General features: G+C 39.9%; 14 protein-coding genes. 9 read left to right on the forward strand and 5 right to left on the reverse strand.

The genetic code is table 11. The features are described from left to right. Nucleotides 1-352: 352 nt before the first annotated feature. From ESY88_RS13890 to ESY88_RS13905, 4 genes are all read left to right on the forward strand, one after another. A complete protein-coding gene (locus ESY88_RS13890; RefSeq protein WP_147087437.1) occupies nt 353-1,441 on the forward strand; it encodes a diphosphomevalonate/mevalonate 3,5-bisphosphate decarboxylase family protein in 1,089 nt (362 codons plus the stop codon). Between the two features lie 94 nt (nt 1,442-1,535). Next, nucleotides 1,536-2,465 carry a mevalonate kinase family protein gene (locus tag ESY88_RS13895; RefSeq protein WP_147087360.1) on the forward strand — a complete coding sequence of 310 codons (930 nt, stop codon included), beginning with the start codon at nt 1,536-1,538 and terminating at the stop codon, nt 2,463-2,465. Nucleotides 2,466-2,476: 11 nt separating this feature from the next. After that, nucleotides 2,477-3,379, forward strand: a complete 903-nt coding sequence (locus tag ESY88_RS13900; protein WP_147087361.1) for a geranylgeranylglycerol-phosphate geranylgeranyltransferase — start codon at nt 2,477-2,479, stop codon at nt 3,377-3,379. 192 nt (nt 3,380-3,571) lie between these two features. Continuing rightward, nucleotides 3,572-4,492 (forward strand): pseudouridine synthase, encoded by a 921-nt coding sequence (locus ESY88_RS13905; RefSeq protein WP_147087362.1) that lies wholly within the window; start codon nt 3,572-3,574, stop codon nt 4,490-4,492. Nucleotides 4,493-4,694: 202 nt separating this feature from the next. Here the strand turns inward: ESY88_RS13905 and ESY88_RS13910 are convergent, their stop codons facing one another. Next, nucleotides 4,695-5,411: an FMN-binding negative transcriptional regulator gene (locus ESY88_RS13910; RefSeq protein WP_223270831.1), complete on the reverse strand. Its 717-nt coding sequence runs from the start codon at nt 5,409-5,411 to the stop codon at nt 4,695-4,697. A 266-nt stretch (nt 5,412-5,677) separates the two neighbouring features. On the opposite strand from ESY88_RS13910, the gene radC reads away from it, so the two are divergent. From radC to ESY88_RS13930, 4 genes are all read left to right on the forward strand, one after another. Further along, complete coding sequence (gene radC / locus ESY88_RS13915; protein ID WP_147087363.1) at nt 5,678-6,376, forward strand: RadC family protein; 699 nt, start codon at nt 5,678-5,680, stop codon at nt 6,374-6,376. A gap of 113 nt (nt 6,377-6,489) precedes the next feature. After that, nucleotides 6,490-7,812: a polysaccharide deacetylase family protein gene (locus ESY88_RS13920; RefSeq protein ID WP_147087364.1), complete on the forward strand. Its 1,323-nt coding sequence runs from the start codon at nt 6,490-6,492 to the stop codon at nt 7,810-7,812. A 45-nt stretch (nt 7,813-7,857) separates the two neighbouring features. After that, on the forward strand, nt 7,858-8,547 hold the full coding sequence (locus ESY88_RS13925; protein WP_147087365.1) for a YjjG family noncanonical pyrimidine nucleotidase: 690 nt from the start codon (nt 7,858-7,860) through the stop codon (nt 8,545-8,547). 57 nt (nt 8,548-8,604) lie between these two features. Next, entirely contained in the window at nt 8,605-9,507 is a 903-nt protein-coding gene (locus ESY88_RS13930) for a hypothetical protein (RefSeq protein ID WP_147087366.1), read from the forward strand. Between the two features lie 239 nt (nt 9,508-9,746). Here the strand turns inward: ESY88_RS13930 and ESY88_RS13935 are convergent, their stop codons facing one another. Next, nucleotides 9,747-11,027, reverse strand: coding sequence for a replication-associated recombination protein A (locus ESY88_RS13935; protein WP_147087367.1), 1,281 nt, complete (start codon nt 11,025-11,027; stop codon nt 9,747-9,749). 88 nt (nt 11,028-11,115) lie between these two features. On the opposite strand from ESY88_RS13935, the gene ESY88_RS13940 reads away from it, so the two are divergent. Next, nucleotides 11,116-11,883, forward strand: coding sequence for a rhomboid family intramembrane serine protease (locus tag ESY88_RS13940; RefSeq protein WP_147087368.1), 768 nt, complete (start codon nt 11,116-11,118; stop codon nt 11,881-11,883). A gap of 136 nt (nt 11,884-12,019) precedes the next feature. On the opposite strand, the gene rlmB is transcribed toward ESY88_RS13940, so the two are convergent. The 3 genes from rlmB to ESY88_RS13955 form a co-directional block, all read right to left on the reverse strand. Further along, nucleotides 12,020-12,754 (reverse strand): 23S rRNA (guanosine(2251)-2'-O)-methyltransferase RlmB, encoded by a 735-nt coding sequence (rlmB, locus tag ESY88_RS13945; RefSeq protein WP_147087369.1) that lies wholly within the window; start codon nt 12,752-12,754, stop codon nt 12,020-12,022. Nucleotides 12,755-12,815: 61 nt separating this feature from the next. After that, nucleotides 12,816-14,435, reverse strand: a complete 1,620-nt coding sequence (locus ESY88_RS13950; protein WP_147087370.1) for an aryl-sulfate sulfotransferase — start codon at nt 14,433-14,435, stop codon at nt 12,816-12,818. A 390-nt stretch (nt 14,436-14,825) separates the two neighbouring features. Next, nucleotides 14,826-16,412: a SusD/RagB family nutrient-binding outer membrane lipoprotein gene (locus ESY88_RS13955; RefSeq protein WP_147087371.1), complete on the reverse strand. Its 1,587-nt coding sequence runs from the start codon at nt 16,410-16,412 to the stop codon at nt 14,826-14,828. Between the last annotated feature and the right edge of the window lie 3 nt (nt 16,413-16,415).

Below are 16,415 nucleotides of genomic sequence, written 5' to 3' on the forward strand. Positions count from 1 at the left end.
ACAGTTTATTTGGGGCAAACATACAAATTTATTGTTAAATCGCATTAATATGTAGGAAAGAGACTATAACAGATTTAAGAATGACCTCTTAGATGTGGACGAAAAAGCCAACGATTTCAATTTCTTACGCGGTTTCATGCCTGCGGAAGCAATGGCCGACACGCTCAAAATCGGTTTTTATCGAGTCGCAGATTGATTTGTATTACGATTGTGTGGGCACCTTTTAGAAAAATGGCCACGGAAGGACCAAAACCACCATCAAATATTTGTTCTACAAATATAGTTAGCGGCAATCACAAGAAATTTCAAAACATTGCAAAAGTTAGTATCTTTGGCAAGTGAAAATAAGCCAATGACTGTAAACGAATTCCTCCCCAAGCCTTATCCCATTGCCATAGCGAATGGCAGCATCACTTGTGCTGCTCCCAGCAACATTGCCCTAGTCAAATACTGGGGGAAAAAAAAGGACCAGATTCCTGAAAATCCTTCAATTAGCTTTACGCTGAGTGCATGCAAAACCATAACTACGCTTCACTACAAGAAAAAGAAGGATCAAGACCAGTTTTCTTTCGACATCTATTTGGACGGGATCCCGAAACCGGATTTCAAACCAAAAATCGAAACTTTTTTTAGGCGTATTGAAATGTACGTTCCTTTTCTTAAGACCTATCATTTCGAGATTGAGACCTCCAACACCTTTCCACACAGTTCTGGCATTGCCAGCTCAGCATCGGGAATGGGAGCGCTGGCCTTGTGCCTTGTGCAGCTAGAGCAAAAATTGAACGCCGAAAATGCAGAGGAATCCAATTACAAAAAAGCATCCTTTCTCGCGCGTCTGGGCTCAGGAAGTGCCTGCCGAAGTCTGGAAGGGGAGCTCATTGTTTGGGGAGAACATGCAAAAATCGAAGGCAGTTCAGATAACTTCGGAACAAAATATCCTTATGAAGTACATGAGCATTTTAAGGACTATCAAGATGTCATTTTACTGGTAGATAAAGGCGAGAAACAAGTGAGCAGCACCCTTGGTCATAACCTCATGCATGAGCATCCCTATGCCGAAAGGCGTTTTGAACAAGCACATGAGCACCTGTCAAAACTTATTGACATCTTTAAAACTGGTAATTTGGATCGATTTGTCGCTATTGTTGAAAGTGAAGCTTTGACCCTACATGCCATGATGATGACCAGCATGCCTTATTTCATATTGATGAAACCCAATACCCTGCACATCATCAATGCCATTTGGAAGTTTAGACAAAACACAGGCTCAAAAGTCTGTTTTACCTTAGATGCCGGTGCGAATGTTCACCTGCTTTTTCCGAAGCAAGAAAAAGACAGTGTTCTAAAGTTTATTGAGAGTGATTTGGCCAAATTTTGTCAAAATGGTCATTATATTAACGATCAACTTGGGCTTGGAGCGGAGCTATTGGGATCTAAATAATTTGAGATCCTTCAAAATAAGTGTTTAAACTGAAGTCAAAAAACGAGATCACAGAAATATACGTATATTTGCCATACTAATGCGTCGTAATTATATGAAAGGACCACTATTTTACTCTAAAATTTTACTCTTTGGCGAATACGGAATCATAAAGGATTCTAAGGGTTTGTCTATACCATATAACTTTTACAATGGCGCACTTAAAAGCGACGGTAGTACCTCAGAAGAGGCTATAAAGTCCAATGCTGGTTTGAGTAAATATGTTGCATATTTGGCAACCATAGACACCCAATTGGTACAATTTGATTTGGAAGCTCTTACCAAGGATGTTGAAGAAGGCATGTATTTTGACTCTTCCATTCCTCAAGGCTATGGCGTTGGGAGTAGCGGTGCTTTGGTTGCGGCTATTTATGATAAATATGCCAAAGAAAAAATCACGGTGTTGGAAAATTTAACCCGTGAGAAATTATTGGCACTCAAAACCATTTTTGCCGAAATGGAATCTTTTTTCCACGGAAAATCCTCAGGTCTCGATCCGCTAAACAGTTATTTGAGCATCCCGATCTTGATCAATTCTCCAGACCATATTGAAGCTACAGGAATACCTGCCCAGCAAACCGGTGGGAAAGGCGCAGTCTTTTTGATTGACTCTGGCAGTATTGGGGAAACCGCTCCCATGGTTCAGATTTTTATGGAAAATATGAAGCAGGAAGGCTTTAGAAACATGTTGAAAGATCAGTTCATCAAACATACCGATGCCTGTGTGGATGATTTTTTACAGGGCAATATCAAATCCCTGTTTCGTAATACCAAACAGCTTTCTAAGGTGGTGCTCAACCATTTTAAACCAATGATCCCGGCACAGTTTCATGAGCTTTGGAAAAAAGGACTGGACACCAACGATTACTATCTCAAATTATGTGGTTCTGGCGGCGGTGGCTATATTCTCGGTTTTACTGAAGATTATAAAAAAGCCCAACAGGCTTTAAAAGACTACAAGTTGGAAGTGGTTTACAACTTCTAGAAGCTTCAAATATGTTATCGCGTAAACAAAAACACATCCTGCTGAAATTTTTCAGTATGTTCTCTGTGGTTCGTGGATATAACATTTTGATTGTTGTGATTGCGCAATATTTGACTTCCATTTATATCCTCGCCCACGATAAACCGTTAAAAGCAGTACTTTTTGACCTCAATTTATTGATGTTGGTGCTTGCGTCTTCCGCAGTGATAGCAGGCGGTTATATCATTAACAACTTCTACGATTCAGAAAAGGACCAAATCAATAGGCCCCACAAATCGAGATTGGATCGCTTGATCAGTCAGAACACGAAACTCTCATTTTATTTTGTCCTCAACTTTTCGGCAGCGATCATGGCGAGCTATGTCTCTTTTAGGGCAGTGGTATTCTTTTCGATCTATATTTTTGGGATTTGGTTTTATTCCCATAAGCTAAAAAAGTTACCATTTATAGGCAACCTCACTTCAGCAATTCTAATGATCACACCGTTTTTTGTGGTTTTTCTGTACTACAAAAATTTTGAACAGGTCATTTTTGTACATGCCTTTTTCTTGTTTCTCATCATCTCCATGCGTGAATTGACCAAAGACCTCGAGAATATTAAAGGTGATTTGTTGCTCAATTATAAAACAATCCCAGTGGTTTATGGGGAAAAAGCATCAAAAATCATGTTAACGGTTTTGACTTTGCTAACCTTGATTCCCACTCAACTGTTGCTTTTTAAATATCAAATTGGTCACATGTACCTCTTTTTTTACATGTCTATTTTTTTGTTGTTTATCTTCATGCTATTGCTCTGGTACTCCAAAACAAAAACGCATTATTTGATACTTCATAATATTTTGAAGTTTATCATTGTAGTTGGCGTATTTTCAATTGTATTGATTGAGGTAAGCGTGGTTTTAAATCGTATTTAGGTAATATTTCAAAATCTTCAGTAAAAAATCAGAGTGCTTAATTGTGCTGAAGGTTTTCCGAGCCCATCAAAGTCTGCGTTTAGGATGGTTTGAAGCTGCTCAAATTCAGCATAATAAGCGATGTGGAATACACGATTTAATTTTTCGATTTGTTACAACATTTATTCTACCTTTGCAAAAATATTCAAAGACATGAGCAGACATCAAGGCACAGGCGGAAAAGGTAAATCTTCGGGGAACAGACAGAGCAAACCCACCAATAAAAAAGCGGGTGCTCGGCAAGGCAAATCCTCAGACAAAGGTACTGTTAGAGGAAATGCACCTATCAAGAAAACCAGCTCGGATAAGGCGGCAGCAAGCCCGTCAAAACCAGCAAGTCCTTCAAAGCCATCTAGACCGTCCAATCCAGATGAGATTCGGTTGAACAAGTACATCGCCAATTCAGGCATGTGCTCACGTCGTGATGCCGATATGCACATTACCGTTGGCAGTGTGAGCGTTAATGGCGAAGTCATCACAGAAATGGGTTACAAGGTCAAGTTGGATGATGAGGTTCGTTTTGATGGGGCGCGCATCAATCCAGAAAAAAAGACTTACGTGCTGCTCAATAAGCCCAAGGGATTTGCCACCACAACCAGCCAATCCAAAGGGCGTACGGTTATGGATTTGGTCGCGAATGCCACCTCTGCAAGAATACAGCCCATTGGTCGTTTGGGGAGGAATTCCACCGGGTTACTCTTATTTACAAACGATGATGTAATTACCAATAAATTTACCAAATCTAAAAATGGCGTCTCGCGACTTTTTGAGATCGAGTTGGATAAAGCCCTCAAATATGAGGATTTCAAAAAAATCCAAGAAGGTTTTAAAGTGGCAGGTAAATTGGTTGCGGTTGAGGAAATTAGTTATATTCATGACGCTCCAAAATCTAAGATCGGTTTAAAAATCAAGAATATTGGTAATATTATTATCCATACCATTTTTGATGAACTTAAATATGAGATCGTTAGAATAGACTGCGTGGCCATAGGTCACCTTACCAAAAAAGATCTTCCTCGTGGCCATTGGAAACATTTGACCACACAAGAAATCAATACCCTTAAGATGATTTAGAAAAGCTAATGCTTTCAATATTAGCTTATTTTTCAGGAAAATTTGTATAGAGCTAGACCAAGCAATTTTCGCTTTAATCTTAATCTGTAGTCAGTTTATTAGAATCAAGTCTTTCCCGACGCCTCGGGATTGACTCTAAAAGCGACCCGTATTGAGCCGAGTCGAATTAGAGGTCTTAGGTCTTTTATTTAAAACTAGTGTCTCAAAACACCTTATCCAGAAAATTTTCGATACTCAACTGCTGTGAACGTAGTAGTGCTTCTCGAGCATGTCTAATGTCTTTTGGGGCTTTATCTTGAGATAGCTTGAACTTTCCTTCCCAAGACTCAATATGGATTTCAAAAAGCTGGATGTATTTTAAATTCTGGTCCATTCTTGGGTTGTTGGCATCCAAAACGTACTTGTGGTCTGGAGCTTCCAAGGCTTCGGTCATGCTAATGAGTGAGGCTTTTAGGGCGGCCTGATCATCAATGGCAGTGACTTTCCCTTTGAGATGCACCTTTATATAATTCCAAGTAGGGAGATGCGTACTGCTGAAAATGCTTGGAGAGATATAACATTCAGGTCCTGAAAAAAGCACGGTAACATCTATCTGGTCTTTCAATAAATGCGTCTGCGGATTCATCTTATCAATGTGGCCTATGAGTCTTCCACGTTCATAGATGAGCGGCAAATGTGTTATGAGCGGCAGCCCATCTGCCACCGAAATGAGTGTGGCCAATGGATAGGTTTTTATTACTTCAATCAATCGGTTCTTATCGTCTTCTTGATGCTTTGGCGGTGGATAGGTCAATTGGTTTCTGTTTTTAGTGGTTAATTGTAATGCACTGGTATTGATTGGATCAAATTTAGCTTTTTTCTGAAACTCTTTGTTCTTGAAAGTGCCAATTGTATATGCTTTTGATTTTAGAGCTTTCATTTTATTTTTTATAGGGCTTTTGAAGCCAATGACTTTTTTATTTTTTCTACTTCAAGATACAGATGTCTTAATCCCTCTAGAGGGTCTAATTCCCCGAGGCTTGTCTCGAAATACAAAGAACATCTTTCAATGCATAGCTTGTGGGCTTGCCCCGAGCTTATTGATTCTTTAAAATTAATTGCATCAGAGACTTACAATATATATATCTTTATAAAATACCCTGAAACAACTCTTGTTTCAGGTATGTCTTTCAATAAACAAGCAACATGGCCGATAAACCTGTCTTTATTTCAATTAAAAATTGGTCACAGGATGATCGTCCTCGCGAGAAACTTCGCGATAAGGGAAAAGCCAATCTTAGTGATGCCGAATTGATCGCCATACTTTTGGGCACCGGCAGTAGAAGTGAAAGTGCCGTTAGTTTGAGCCAGCGCATACTGTCGAGTGTTGACAATAATTTAAACCAGTTGGGCAAGCTGTCCATAAAGCAACTCATGACCTTTAGGGGCATTGGTGAAGCGAAGGCGATCACAATTGTCGCTGCGATGGAGTTGGGCAGAAGACGTAGGGGGGAAGAAGCACTCGAAAAGATGAAAATCAGTTCAAGCACCTCGGTATTTGAACTCATGCAGCCTATTATTGGCGAACTGCCGCACGAAGAATTTTGGATTGTCTACCTCAATAATTCCAATAAGGTGCTCCACAAAAATCAAGTGAGCAAAGGCGGTATCACAGGCACGCTGGTTGATGTGCGCCTGGTGCTCAAAAGCGCTTTGGAATTGGGTGCAGTAGGTTTGATCTTGGCACATAACCATCCTTCTGGCACCTTAAAACCTAGTACTGCCGATAAGGATCTTACCAAAAAACTGAAATTGGCTGCTGAAAGCTTGGATATAAAGGTCTTGGACCATCTCATTATTACCGAGAAAGCCTATTTCAGTTTTGCAGATGAGAACATCATGTAAATTTCCAAATTCCAAACTTGAAACCTCGGAACCAAATTTTAAATTCCGTAGCTAAGACGAGGGGATTAACTATTGAATTTGGTACTTTTAAGCTTTGGAATTTTAGATAGAAAATGCTACTAGTTTACACACATAAAATCACTCCTCGCGTACAATATGCATTCAAGCACCTGTGCACACGTATTCTTGGGATCCCAGTATCATTTACAACCACCATTGAAGAGTTTATTGCGCACGACAGCATAAAGATGTCTTACACAAAGAAGGCATTGAGCAATGAGATCTTTGTGAAAAGTCATGAGTTGCTCTTTGAGCAAGGCTTATCAGACGTTGAGATTAACGTACAAGAATGGTACGGTACCAAATGCTTTTTTCCAGCCGGCGAAAACAGTGCGTTGCCCTATGATATTTTTGCAGCTGCGTTTTATCTCATAAGCCGTTATGAGGAATATTTGCCGCATGTAAAGGATGATTATGGTCGTTTTACGGCTACTGAAAGCTTGGCGTTTAAGGAAGGTTTTCTGCATCAACCGGTAGTCGATATCTGGGCATACCGCTTGAAAACGGTTCTAGAACAGAAGTTTGAGAACTTTAAATTTCCTAAACAAATTTATAAGGTCCAACCTATCATTGATGTCCCCGTGGCTTATTTGTTTAAGCAAAAGGGTTTGATGCGAATTATTGGTGGCACCTTGAATGAGGTTTTCAATCTTAAACTGAAACAACTGTCACAGCGATTTTTGGTTCTTTTTGGATTCAAACGGGATCCTTACGATACCTTCAAATGGATTATCAATAAACAGAAACAATACAAGTTTAAGTTCATCGTCTTTTTTTTGATAGGAGACTTTTCTACCTACGACAAAAACGTCAATGTGAATAAGAAAGAATTTGTGTCACTTATCAAGTCGGTTGGGGATTATTGCAAAGTGGGTCTAAAGGTCTCCTTTTTGGCATTGGAGGATATTTTGAGACTCAAGAAAGAGAAGAAAAAGATGGAATCCATTACCAATTACGAATTGGAAGCTACCCGTAATTCATTTTCTAAAATTAATTTGCCACACTCCTACAGAAACCTAGTGGAACTAGAGATTAAGCAAGATTATACCATGGGCTATCTCAATTATATGGGCTTTAGGGCTGGTACTTGCACGCCTTTTCTTTACTATGATCTTGATTATGAAATTAGAACACCGTTGATAATCAACTCGTTTCATTGCATTGATCACGCCTTGTTGAAACACCAATCCCAATTAGATAAATCTGAAGCTTTGGAGCGCATGATCAAAGAAGTCAAAAAAGTGAATGGTACCTTTACACCGGTATTTCACAATTACAGTTTCGGCGACGAGCCCACATGGAAAGGCTACAGAAAATTGTTCACACAAATCTTAAATTCTGTTGAAGGCGGCAATATTCCGAAAAAGACAGCTTAGATGTGTATGATTGCACATCCTTCCGAAGTAAAATAAATCAACGCTATGAAATTAAAAGGCATTAAACATATATTTTTCGATTTGGATCACACGCTATGGGATTTTGATAAAAATTCTTCCTTAACCTTCCAAAAGATCTTTGGCTTGCACAATGTGGATATCAACCATGAGCATTTTGTAAAAGCCTACGAGCCTATAAATCTCAATTATTGGAAACTGTATCGCGAGGAAAAGATCAACAAGGAAAACTTGCGTTACCAGCGGCTCAAAGATACTTTTGACGTCTTGAACGTATTTGTGGAAGATGCGTTAATTGATAAATTGTCCAGTGACTACGTGGTACATCTCAGTAGTTTTACCCATCTTTTTGAAGGTACATTTGAGCTGTTGGATTATCTAAAGCCCAATTATGAATTGCATATCATTACCAATGGTTTTGATGAGGCGCAGCATAAGAAGATGAACAACTCCAAGATTGCGCCGTATTTTAAAACCATGACCAATGCTGAAATTGCAGGTGTGAAAAAGCCAGATCCCATTATTTTTAATTATGCATTGGAGCTGGCAAAAGCTAGCCCTGGAGAAAGTATCATGATTGGCGATAATTACGAAGCCGATATTTTGGGTGCCAAAGCATTGGGTCTCGAAGTGATTTTGTTCAATTACCACAATAGTGTTGTTGAAGCAAATATCAAGCAAGTAAAGCTTTTGCAAGAGCTAAGGCAGTACTTGTGAATGAGCGTTAAATACCGCTGTTATAAAATCTGATTTTACCGTAAATTGTATCTTTACATGAGCATTACTTTAATGAAAACCCATATGAAAAAGTCCGTTTTAATACTAATTATAGCCATTTGCACCCAATTCACTGCATGGTCTCAAGAACAGATCAATGCCTATAAATACGTTCTCATCCCCAATCAGTTTGAATTTTTGAGTGCTAAAGATCAATATCAAATCAATTCCTTGACCAAGTTTCTATTTAATAAGTACGGTTATACCGCGTTTTTAGAGGATGAGGAATTGCCAGAGGATCTAAAGCGTGATCGTTGCTTGGCGCTAAAAGCCGATGTGAACAAGGTGAGTGGTGGGTTTCTAAAGACCAAGCTTCAAATGTCATTGTTGGACTGCAATAATAAGGTGGTGGCAGCGTCTAAAGTAGGTGAGACTAGGGAAAAGAAATACGAAGTCGCTTATAACCTAGCCTTGAGGGAGGCCTTTGAGACCTTTCAAAATTTTGACTACGCTTACCAGCCAACTTCAGATTCAAACTCAAAAATGGATGACACAAAGGCCGACGTCGCAGCCATCAAAGATCAAAAGGCGGCTAAAAAGGAAATTGAGCGGCTAAAAAATGAAGTGGAATCCTTGAAAAATAAAGAAAGAGAAGCTGTATCTCAAGTTGAAAAGCAAGTGATCAAGGCAGAGTCCAAGACAGAGGTCATGCCATCGGCTCCCAAAAACACAATCGTTGAAGACACTGCAGATTTGTTATATGCACAGCCCTTAGACAATGGCTATCAAATTGTGGATACTGAACCGAAGAAGGTTATGATCCTATTGAACACTGGCGTACAAAATACGTTTCTTGTAAAAGGTAAGGACGCCATCGTTTATAAGAGAGGCAACACCTGGGTTTATGAATCTTACGAAACTGAAAAATTGGAAACCAAAACCCTTAATTTGAAATTCTAGTTTTACTGGTTTTAGCTAGATCTATATTATTTAGCGATCTTAAGCAGAAGTTGGTACTGGGCTCCTATTCGAAAATAAAACTAGGTTTGGGACCAATATTGGTCGGAATACATCCATAACAAAATCAGGTCTAATTCAGCTAGATTCATTCATCTCAATAGAATAGTTCTCTCAATACTTAACAGACAAGACAACAGACAACAGACAACACAAAACACACAACACACAACAGATAACTCCTAGTACCCATATTTCTCCTTCCAACGCGCTTTTAAAAAATCACGTTGCGCTTGTTCTCTCGCGTTGTCTCCGGGTTCGTATAGTTTAGTGCTTTTTATGGCATCGGGTAGAAATTCGTGCGGTACAAAATTCTGCTCATAACGGTGTGCGTATTGGTAGTTATCGCCATATCCCAACTCCTTCATCAGTTTTGTTGGGGCATTTCTCAACGACAAGGGTACTGAGAGGTCTCCAGTTTGTTTTACCAATTGCTGTGCTTTGCCAATGGCTTCATAAGAGGCGTTGCTCTTGGCTGAAGTGGCCAAATAGGTCACACATTGGCTCAAGATGATTCGCGACTCTGGATAGCCAATGACCGAAACCGCTTGAAAGGCGTTATTCGCAATGACCAAAGCCGTGGGATTGGCGTTTCCAATATCCTCACTTGCTAATATGAGTAAACGTCTTGCAATGAATTTCACATCCTCACCGCCTTCAATCATTCGTGCCAACCAATACACGGCAGCATTGGGGTCGCTTCCTCGAATTGATTTTATAAATGCCGAAATGATATCGTAATGCTGTTCTCCGGTTTTGTCATACCTAACGGTGTTGCTCTGTATGCGTTTCGCAACTTCAGTATTGGTGATTACCACAGGGGTTTCTTCGGAATAGGAGGTCACGATCAGCTCAAAAAGGTTGAGCAGTTTTCTAGCGTCGCCACCAGAAAAACGGATTAAAGCCTCGGTTTCTTTAAGCGTTATCTTCCGTCTTGATAAAATGTCATCTTTTTCCATCGCACGTTTCAGTAGCGCTTCCAGATCGTCTTTTGAAAAGGAATTTAGGACGTAGACTTGACATCGTGAGAGTAGGGCAGGGATGACTTCAAAACTGGGGTTTTCAGTGGTGGCTCCTATGAGCGTGACCCAGCCTTTTTCCACAGCCTGTAAAAGCGAATCTTGTTGTGATTTGCTAAACCTATGGATCTCATCGATGAATAAAATAGGATTCTTCGTGGTAAAGAGACCACCACTTTGTTTGGCTTTGTCAATGACTTCACGAATATCTTTTACGCCCGAGTTAATGGCGCTCAAGGTGTAAAATGGGCGTTTGGACTCATTGGCAACAATGTTTGCCAAGGTGGTCTTGCCAGTTCCTGGCGGTCCCCAAAAAATCATTGAGGCAATGACGCCTTGTTGCAACTGTTGCCTCAAAACACCCTTCTCGCCTATTAAATGATTCTGGCTTAGGTAGTCATCAAGAGTTTCTGGTCTTAAACGTTCTGCTAGGGGTGCGGTCATTCGGCAAAATTACAAAAAATGCACGTGACAATTTTTCATATAAGTCCAAATTGGAAGGTTAATTGCTTAGAATAATTTAAATTTAGGAATGGAACAGCAAGCCCAATTTAGATATTCCACCAGTGTGATTTTATATCCGCTCATTTTTGTGCTTTCCATCTGGATGGTATTCTGGTTGCAAGTCCGTTTTTTTCCCTCGATCAAGCATATGGGCATTCGGCCCCAAGAATGGCAGGGATTGTTCGGTATTTTTACCAGTCCTTTCATTCATGCCGACATTGAACATCTATTTCACAATAGTCTGCCACTTTTTATATTGAGTGTGGCACTTTTTTATTTTTACCGAAATATCTCCTGGAAGGTGTTGGTCTATGGCATCTTATTGTCTGGTCTCATCACTTGGCTTATAGGAAGGCCTTCGAACCATATTGGCGCCAGCGGATTGGTTTATGTTTTGGTAAGCTTCATATTTTTTAAAGGCATTTTCGCGAGGTATTTTCGGTTGGTGGCTTTATCACTAGTGATTATTTTTCTCTACGGAAGTTTGATTTGGTACGTTTTCCCTGTAAAGGAAGGCATGTCTTGGGAAGGTCACCTGGGAGGCCTCATCACCGGATTGCTTTTTGCCCTTATTTTTAGGAAATCGGTTGCAAAGCCAGAACGTTATGTTTGGCAAGAGCCCGACTATATCGAGGACGACGACCCTTTTCTAAGACATTTTGATGCTGACGGAAATTTCATTGAAAATCTGGAGCCTGAAAAGCCTGAAATTGAAATTGAATCCGAAGCAAAAATTGAAGAAACACAGATCTCGCTGAAGGTGAATTATATTTTCAAGGAAAATCCCGACCGTTGAAGCGCTTCCAATGCTAGCACATTGCATGTTTCTGATGCTTCGGAAGTGTTAGTGATTTCTAAATGAGCTAGTATTATGTGCACAGAATTTATAAGAAACAACAGAAGAAGCAGGCCGTAAATCAAAAATCCACAAACTATCGACGTTGCCTTAGTGCTTCATATAAGAGCGCACCACAGGCAACCGAAACATTCAAGGATTCGATTTCACCAAGAACAGGAAGTTTCGCCAACTCATCTACTACCTTCAATACCGATGGGTTGATGCCTTTACCTTCAGAACCCATTACAATGGCGCAGGGCTCTTTAAAACTAACGTCATAAAGCGTCTTATCGGTTTTCTCAGTGGCAGCGATCACTTTGATGCCTGAAGCCTGCATATGGAATACAGCATCCTTGATATGGTCGACCTTACAAATGGGAATATTGAAAATGGCACCAGCACTCGTTTTCACGGTATCTCCATTGATAGGTGCGCCGCCTTTTTTCTGAATGATAATCCCAGAAACGCCAGTACATTCGGCGGTGCGAATGATTGCGCCAAAATTACGCACATCGCTCAATTGATCGAGCAAAAGGAATAGAGGTGTTTTGCCAGATTCAATAACATTCATAACCAGGTTATCCAGATCGTAAAAAGTTATTGGAGCAATTTGTGCTACAACCCCTTGGTGGTTCTTTTTTGTAAGACGGTTTAATTTCTCAATGGGCACGTATGAAAAGTTGATGCGTTCTTTCTTGAGCAACTGTTCCAACTCTAAAGAAAGCTCGCCTCTAAGGCCTTTTTGAATAAAGATCTTATCGATGTTCTCGTTGGATTTGATGGCCTCAATAACTGCCCTGATGCCAAATATAGTGGTGTCTTTTTCCATAAGGGCAAAGGTATAAAAAAACACCTATACATTGGCATGAAGTATACCTGTCAAAAACTGCTTAATGCTTGATGATCTTTTTACTTACGCGCTTGGTGCCGGTATTTATCTGGCAAATATAAATTCCTGCGTTTAAATCGCTCAAGTTTATGCTTTTGCTAAATGACCTTGTCTCAGAAACCAATGCTCCCAAAAGCGAATAAACTTTAATACTTTCAATGGGATGTGTTGATCTAATGTAAAGTTGCCCAGAGGTTGGGTTGGGATACATCTCAACAGCTTGAAAATCGTGCGACGCAATACCCAAGTCATTACAGATGCTATTTGGGTTTTGTTCCAAAGCTTGTCCAGGCGTTAAGTCTCGACCAACAAATGCTGGAAAATCTGGTGCATATTTTTTCGCTCTGAAGATTAAATTTGTGCTAGGAGGTGGATTTCCTTGAATACCTGGGGAGCCATTTGCTGTGTTTATTGGGTTGATGTATTTCCAGACGAGTTCATCATTTGCGTTGATTTCGAAAATTTCACCGTTGATGCCTTCGCAAACCAATATGTTACCATTTGGGAGGCGTTGAGCACTACTTAATATACCTGAGTAAAATGGTGAAGGGGTAGCGGAAAGATCTGCATAACTATAGTCTGCGGCAATTGGTCCGAACGCGGTATTGGGGCTGTAATCATAAACGCCAGGGGCAGTAGTTGGTGGGTCAAGGATCAAGACCTCAGAGTAAAGTGGTGTTCTCCCGTTACCATTATTGTATAACATGAGCTTGCCAGCATCTTCTAAGCCTTCTTGGATGTAATATGGCGAATGTTGTCCAAACAACTTTCGGTCTGAAGCCAATCCTTGACGATACGCTTGAGGATTTCCCCAGCGATAGAGAAAGTCGCCGGCAGTTGTTGCTGCTTCAATAGTGCTTATGGAATGATCGATGATATAGATTTCGCTCAAGTTGCGGGAGCTAATAACAATCTGGTCTAAGGTTTCGTCATATTGTATGGAATTGAAATGTAACCAATTGGAGGCACCGTTGCCAGCATTTAAAAAATTGACGTCCAATTTTTTTGGACTCATTGCCACATTTCCAAAATTAGACTTTTGAGCGTCAAAGTCCTGTACCAAATGATCTTGAATGTTCCACTCCCAAACTACATTTGCGGCATCGGTTCCTACTGGTTCAATTTCAAAAATTCGTTCGTTATATAGCCTGCCTTCAGTAAGTTTGCTAGGGTCTCTGCCCAAGTCGATAGCCTCTTGATTGGTTATTACGGTTGCGGCAAGTATGAGGATGTTGCCATTTGGCATGGGAAAGACATCATGATGCTGCCTTATACTATTTGAGTTGTAGCGTTTAGACCAAAGGAGTTGACCATCCCAATCAAATAACTCTACGATGCCTCCCTGTCCACCAAAAGTAATATTACTGCTGTCATCATCAACCTGTCCTGCTCTAAGCAAATTGCCGTTAGGAAGTAGATAAACCGCATTGCCAGGAAGATATTCGCTGTCCCATTCATTGATTAACGCTCCGCAATTATTGAGCAAATAGGTCTTGGTGTGCGCAGTAAATAGTGTGTAGCCATCAAACACATCTGGGGCAATAGAAACGGCGCCCATCGTATTTTGAGCACTTAATAAATTAGAATAGAAGCATAATAAAAAGATTGTAATTTTTTTCATGATTTTTATGAATTACCGGTTCTTGTTTTAAGTGCAACAGGCAAATTTGGAATGGCAGTACCACTCATTAATTTTCAATGAATAAGTGCGACCTCTTTTTTGTAAGCCGATTCAATTTTTCGATCAGATTCTGTGAGGTGTTGAGTTGTTCTTTTTTGAGGAAGTCTTCTAATTCTGAAAACAAATTCCCACTATGGATAAATATTTTAGCGATGTTGTTTTAAGATTTCATGACTTCGATAGCGGCTATAACACCAAAAACTCTTTTGTCTTTTTTTTCATACCTATAAAGTTATTTAAACATTTTGTAAATCGGGCTGTTATATCAAAATAAAAAAGAGGAACCGTAAAACGGTTCCTCTTCTTAAAGATTCATTAAGATGAAAATAATTAGTCTACATCCCAAAATAGTCTGCTAAATACGGTATCTCCATCACTTAAGTCAGATACTGCACTAGCTCTATTAGCACCATTTAAGCTTTGCAGGGTAGCAGGATATGTCACACGGAAGGGTAGTGTGGTAAGCCCATCAACACCCGATACAAATGTATAAGTTGACTCTCCTGTTGCAGCAGCTTGCGCTGGAGACAATGTATAGGTCTCATTTGGCAAGAATAATATAGAAGTGTTTGGATATCCAGTTCTTCTAATTTCAGCATAAGCTTGATGCCCTTGCATGTAAAGCGCGACGTATTTTTGATTAAGCACGTTCGCTTCATTTGCAGCAGGTAAGTTGTTTACAAATGCAGTGATATCAGCTGCAGGCACACCCCATTTTTGCATGGAAGCAGCAACAGCGTTTTCATAGTTTACTTGAGCAAATCCATTATATTCAGAAATTAAAAATTGCACTTCTGCGTATTCCATTAAGATTTCAGCGTAGCTTGGCTTTAAAACTTGACTACTTGGAAAAGAGTACAAGTCAAACCCTAATTGATTCACGTTACCGTAAGCATAAGGTACACCAACGTAATCGGCATAGTCTGTACTTGGCGTGTAATCTCCAGCCTTGATAGATGGAATACTTGCACTTATAGGTGCGGCCATGCTAAATAATCTTGGATCTGGACCAAAGTTACCAGTGGTACCTTTCATTAGATCAACAAATGGCGCAGACACTGCAAAATCATTTCTGTTAATAAAAGACTTCCAAATTGGGTTTGCATTAGCATCGCCGTCTTCATAAGCTTGAGCAGCATTATCATCATTACTAGTCATAACACCATCGGCTAAAGCAGCAGCGATTGCCGTATTAGCGGTTGCAGCATCAATTTCTCTGAGATTTGCGGCAACTCTTAATATTAAAGAGTTTGCTAATTTCTTCCATTTAGAAGCATCACCATTGAAAATGTTATCGCCACTAGTAAACACTGGCTCATTCACGTTGATCATATCTGCAGATTCGCGCAGTTCCTTCAAAATATCAGCATAGATTTTTTCTTGCGGTGCAAAGACAGGAGACAAAAATTCGTCTATTTGCAAGGCTTGAAAATCAGGATCGTCAGAACCATAAGAATAGTAAGGCACATCACCAAACGTGTTGGTTTGTTGGTGGAACATGTAAGCCAAAATAATTCTTGAGGCTGCAATTTGATTGTTATTATTTCCTACTGCCGATGCTCCAACTCTTGTAGCTTCATCTGTGTTTATTTCAATAATACTTTTCAAATCAGTACCTACTAGATATATAGCAGTGTATAAGCTTTGCACTGTGGTTTCACGGTATAAATACCGATCTTCATCTGCATAACTATTCTGTCCCCAATACTCAACCCAGTTCAATGTAAATCTTCCATGATTGAATTCGTTTCTTGAATTCGTGAAATATTGTTCAGTGGCACTGTTGAAAATAGTATTGGTTGGAACGACTTCAGGAGAATTTGGATTGATGTTTACATCCTCAATTTCGTCACCACATGATACCAGCGAAAGGCTGGCAATCATGGTTAATATTCCTATAAATTTAATCTTTTTCATATT

Source organism: Subsaximicrobium wynnwilliamsii (assembly GCF_007997225.1).
GTDB lineage: Bacteria > Bacteroidota > Bacteroidia > Flavobacteriales > Flavobacteriaceae > Psychroserpens > Psychroserpens wynnwilliamsii.

What these genes read in the sequence shown, in the direction of transcription:
- ESY88_RS13890 (WP_147087437.1), top strand. Translation starts at nt 353, where the DNA reads ATGACTGTAAACGAATTCCTCCCCAAGCCTTATCCCATTGCCATAGCG.
- ESY88_RS13895 (WP_147087360.1), top strand. Translation starts at nt 1,536, where the DNA reads ATGAAAGGACCACTATTTTACTCTAAAATTTTACTCTTTGGCGAATAC.
- ESY88_RS13900 (WP_147087361.1), top strand. Translation starts at nt 2,477, where the DNA reads ATGTTATCGCGTAAACAAAAACACATCCTGCTGAAATTTTTCAGTATG.
- ESY88_RS13905 (WP_147087362.1), top strand. Translation starts at nt 3,572, where the DNA reads ATGAGCAGACATCAAGGCACAGGCGGAAAAGGTAAATCTTCGGGGAAC.
- ESY88_RS13910 (WP_223270831.1), bottom strand. Translation starts at nt 5,411, where the DNA reads ATGAAAGCTCTAAAATCAAAAGCATATACAATTGGCACTTTCAAGAAC.
- radC (WP_147087363.1), top strand. Translation starts at nt 5,678, where the DNA reads ATGGCCGATAAACCTGTCTTTATTTCAATTAAAAATTGGTCACAGGAT.
- ESY88_RS13920 (WP_147087364.1), top strand. Translation starts at nt 6,490, where the DNA reads ATGCTACTAGTTTACACACATAAAATCACTCCTCGCGTACAATATGCA.
- ESY88_RS13925 (WP_147087365.1), top strand. Translation starts at nt 7,858, where the DNA reads ATGAAATTAAAAGGCATTAAACATATATTTTTCGATTTGGATCACACG.
- ESY88_RS13930 (WP_147087366.1), top strand. Translation starts at nt 8,605, where the DNA reads ATGAGCATTACTTTAATGAAAACCCATATGAAAAAGTCCGTTTTAATA.
- ESY88_RS13935 (WP_147087367.1), bottom strand. Translation starts at nt 11,027, where the DNA reads ATGACCGCACCCCTAGCAGAACGTTTAAGACCAGAAACTCTTGATGAC.
- ESY88_RS13940 (WP_147087368.1), top strand. Translation starts at nt 11,116, where the DNA reads ATGGAACAGCAAGCCCAATTTAGATATTCCACCAGTGTGATTTTATAT.
- rlmB (WP_147087369.1), bottom strand. Translation starts at nt 12,754, where the DNA reads ATGGAAAAAGACACCACTATATTTGGCATCAGGGCAGTTATTGAGGCC.
- ESY88_RS13950 (WP_147087370.1), bottom strand. Translation starts at nt 14,435, where the DNA reads ATGAAAAAAATTACAATCTTTTTATTATGCTTCTATTCTAATTTATTA.
- ESY88_RS13955 (WP_147087371.1), bottom strand. Translation starts at nt 16,412, where the DNA reads ATGAAAAAGATTAAATTTATAGGAATATTAACCATGATTGCCAGCCTT.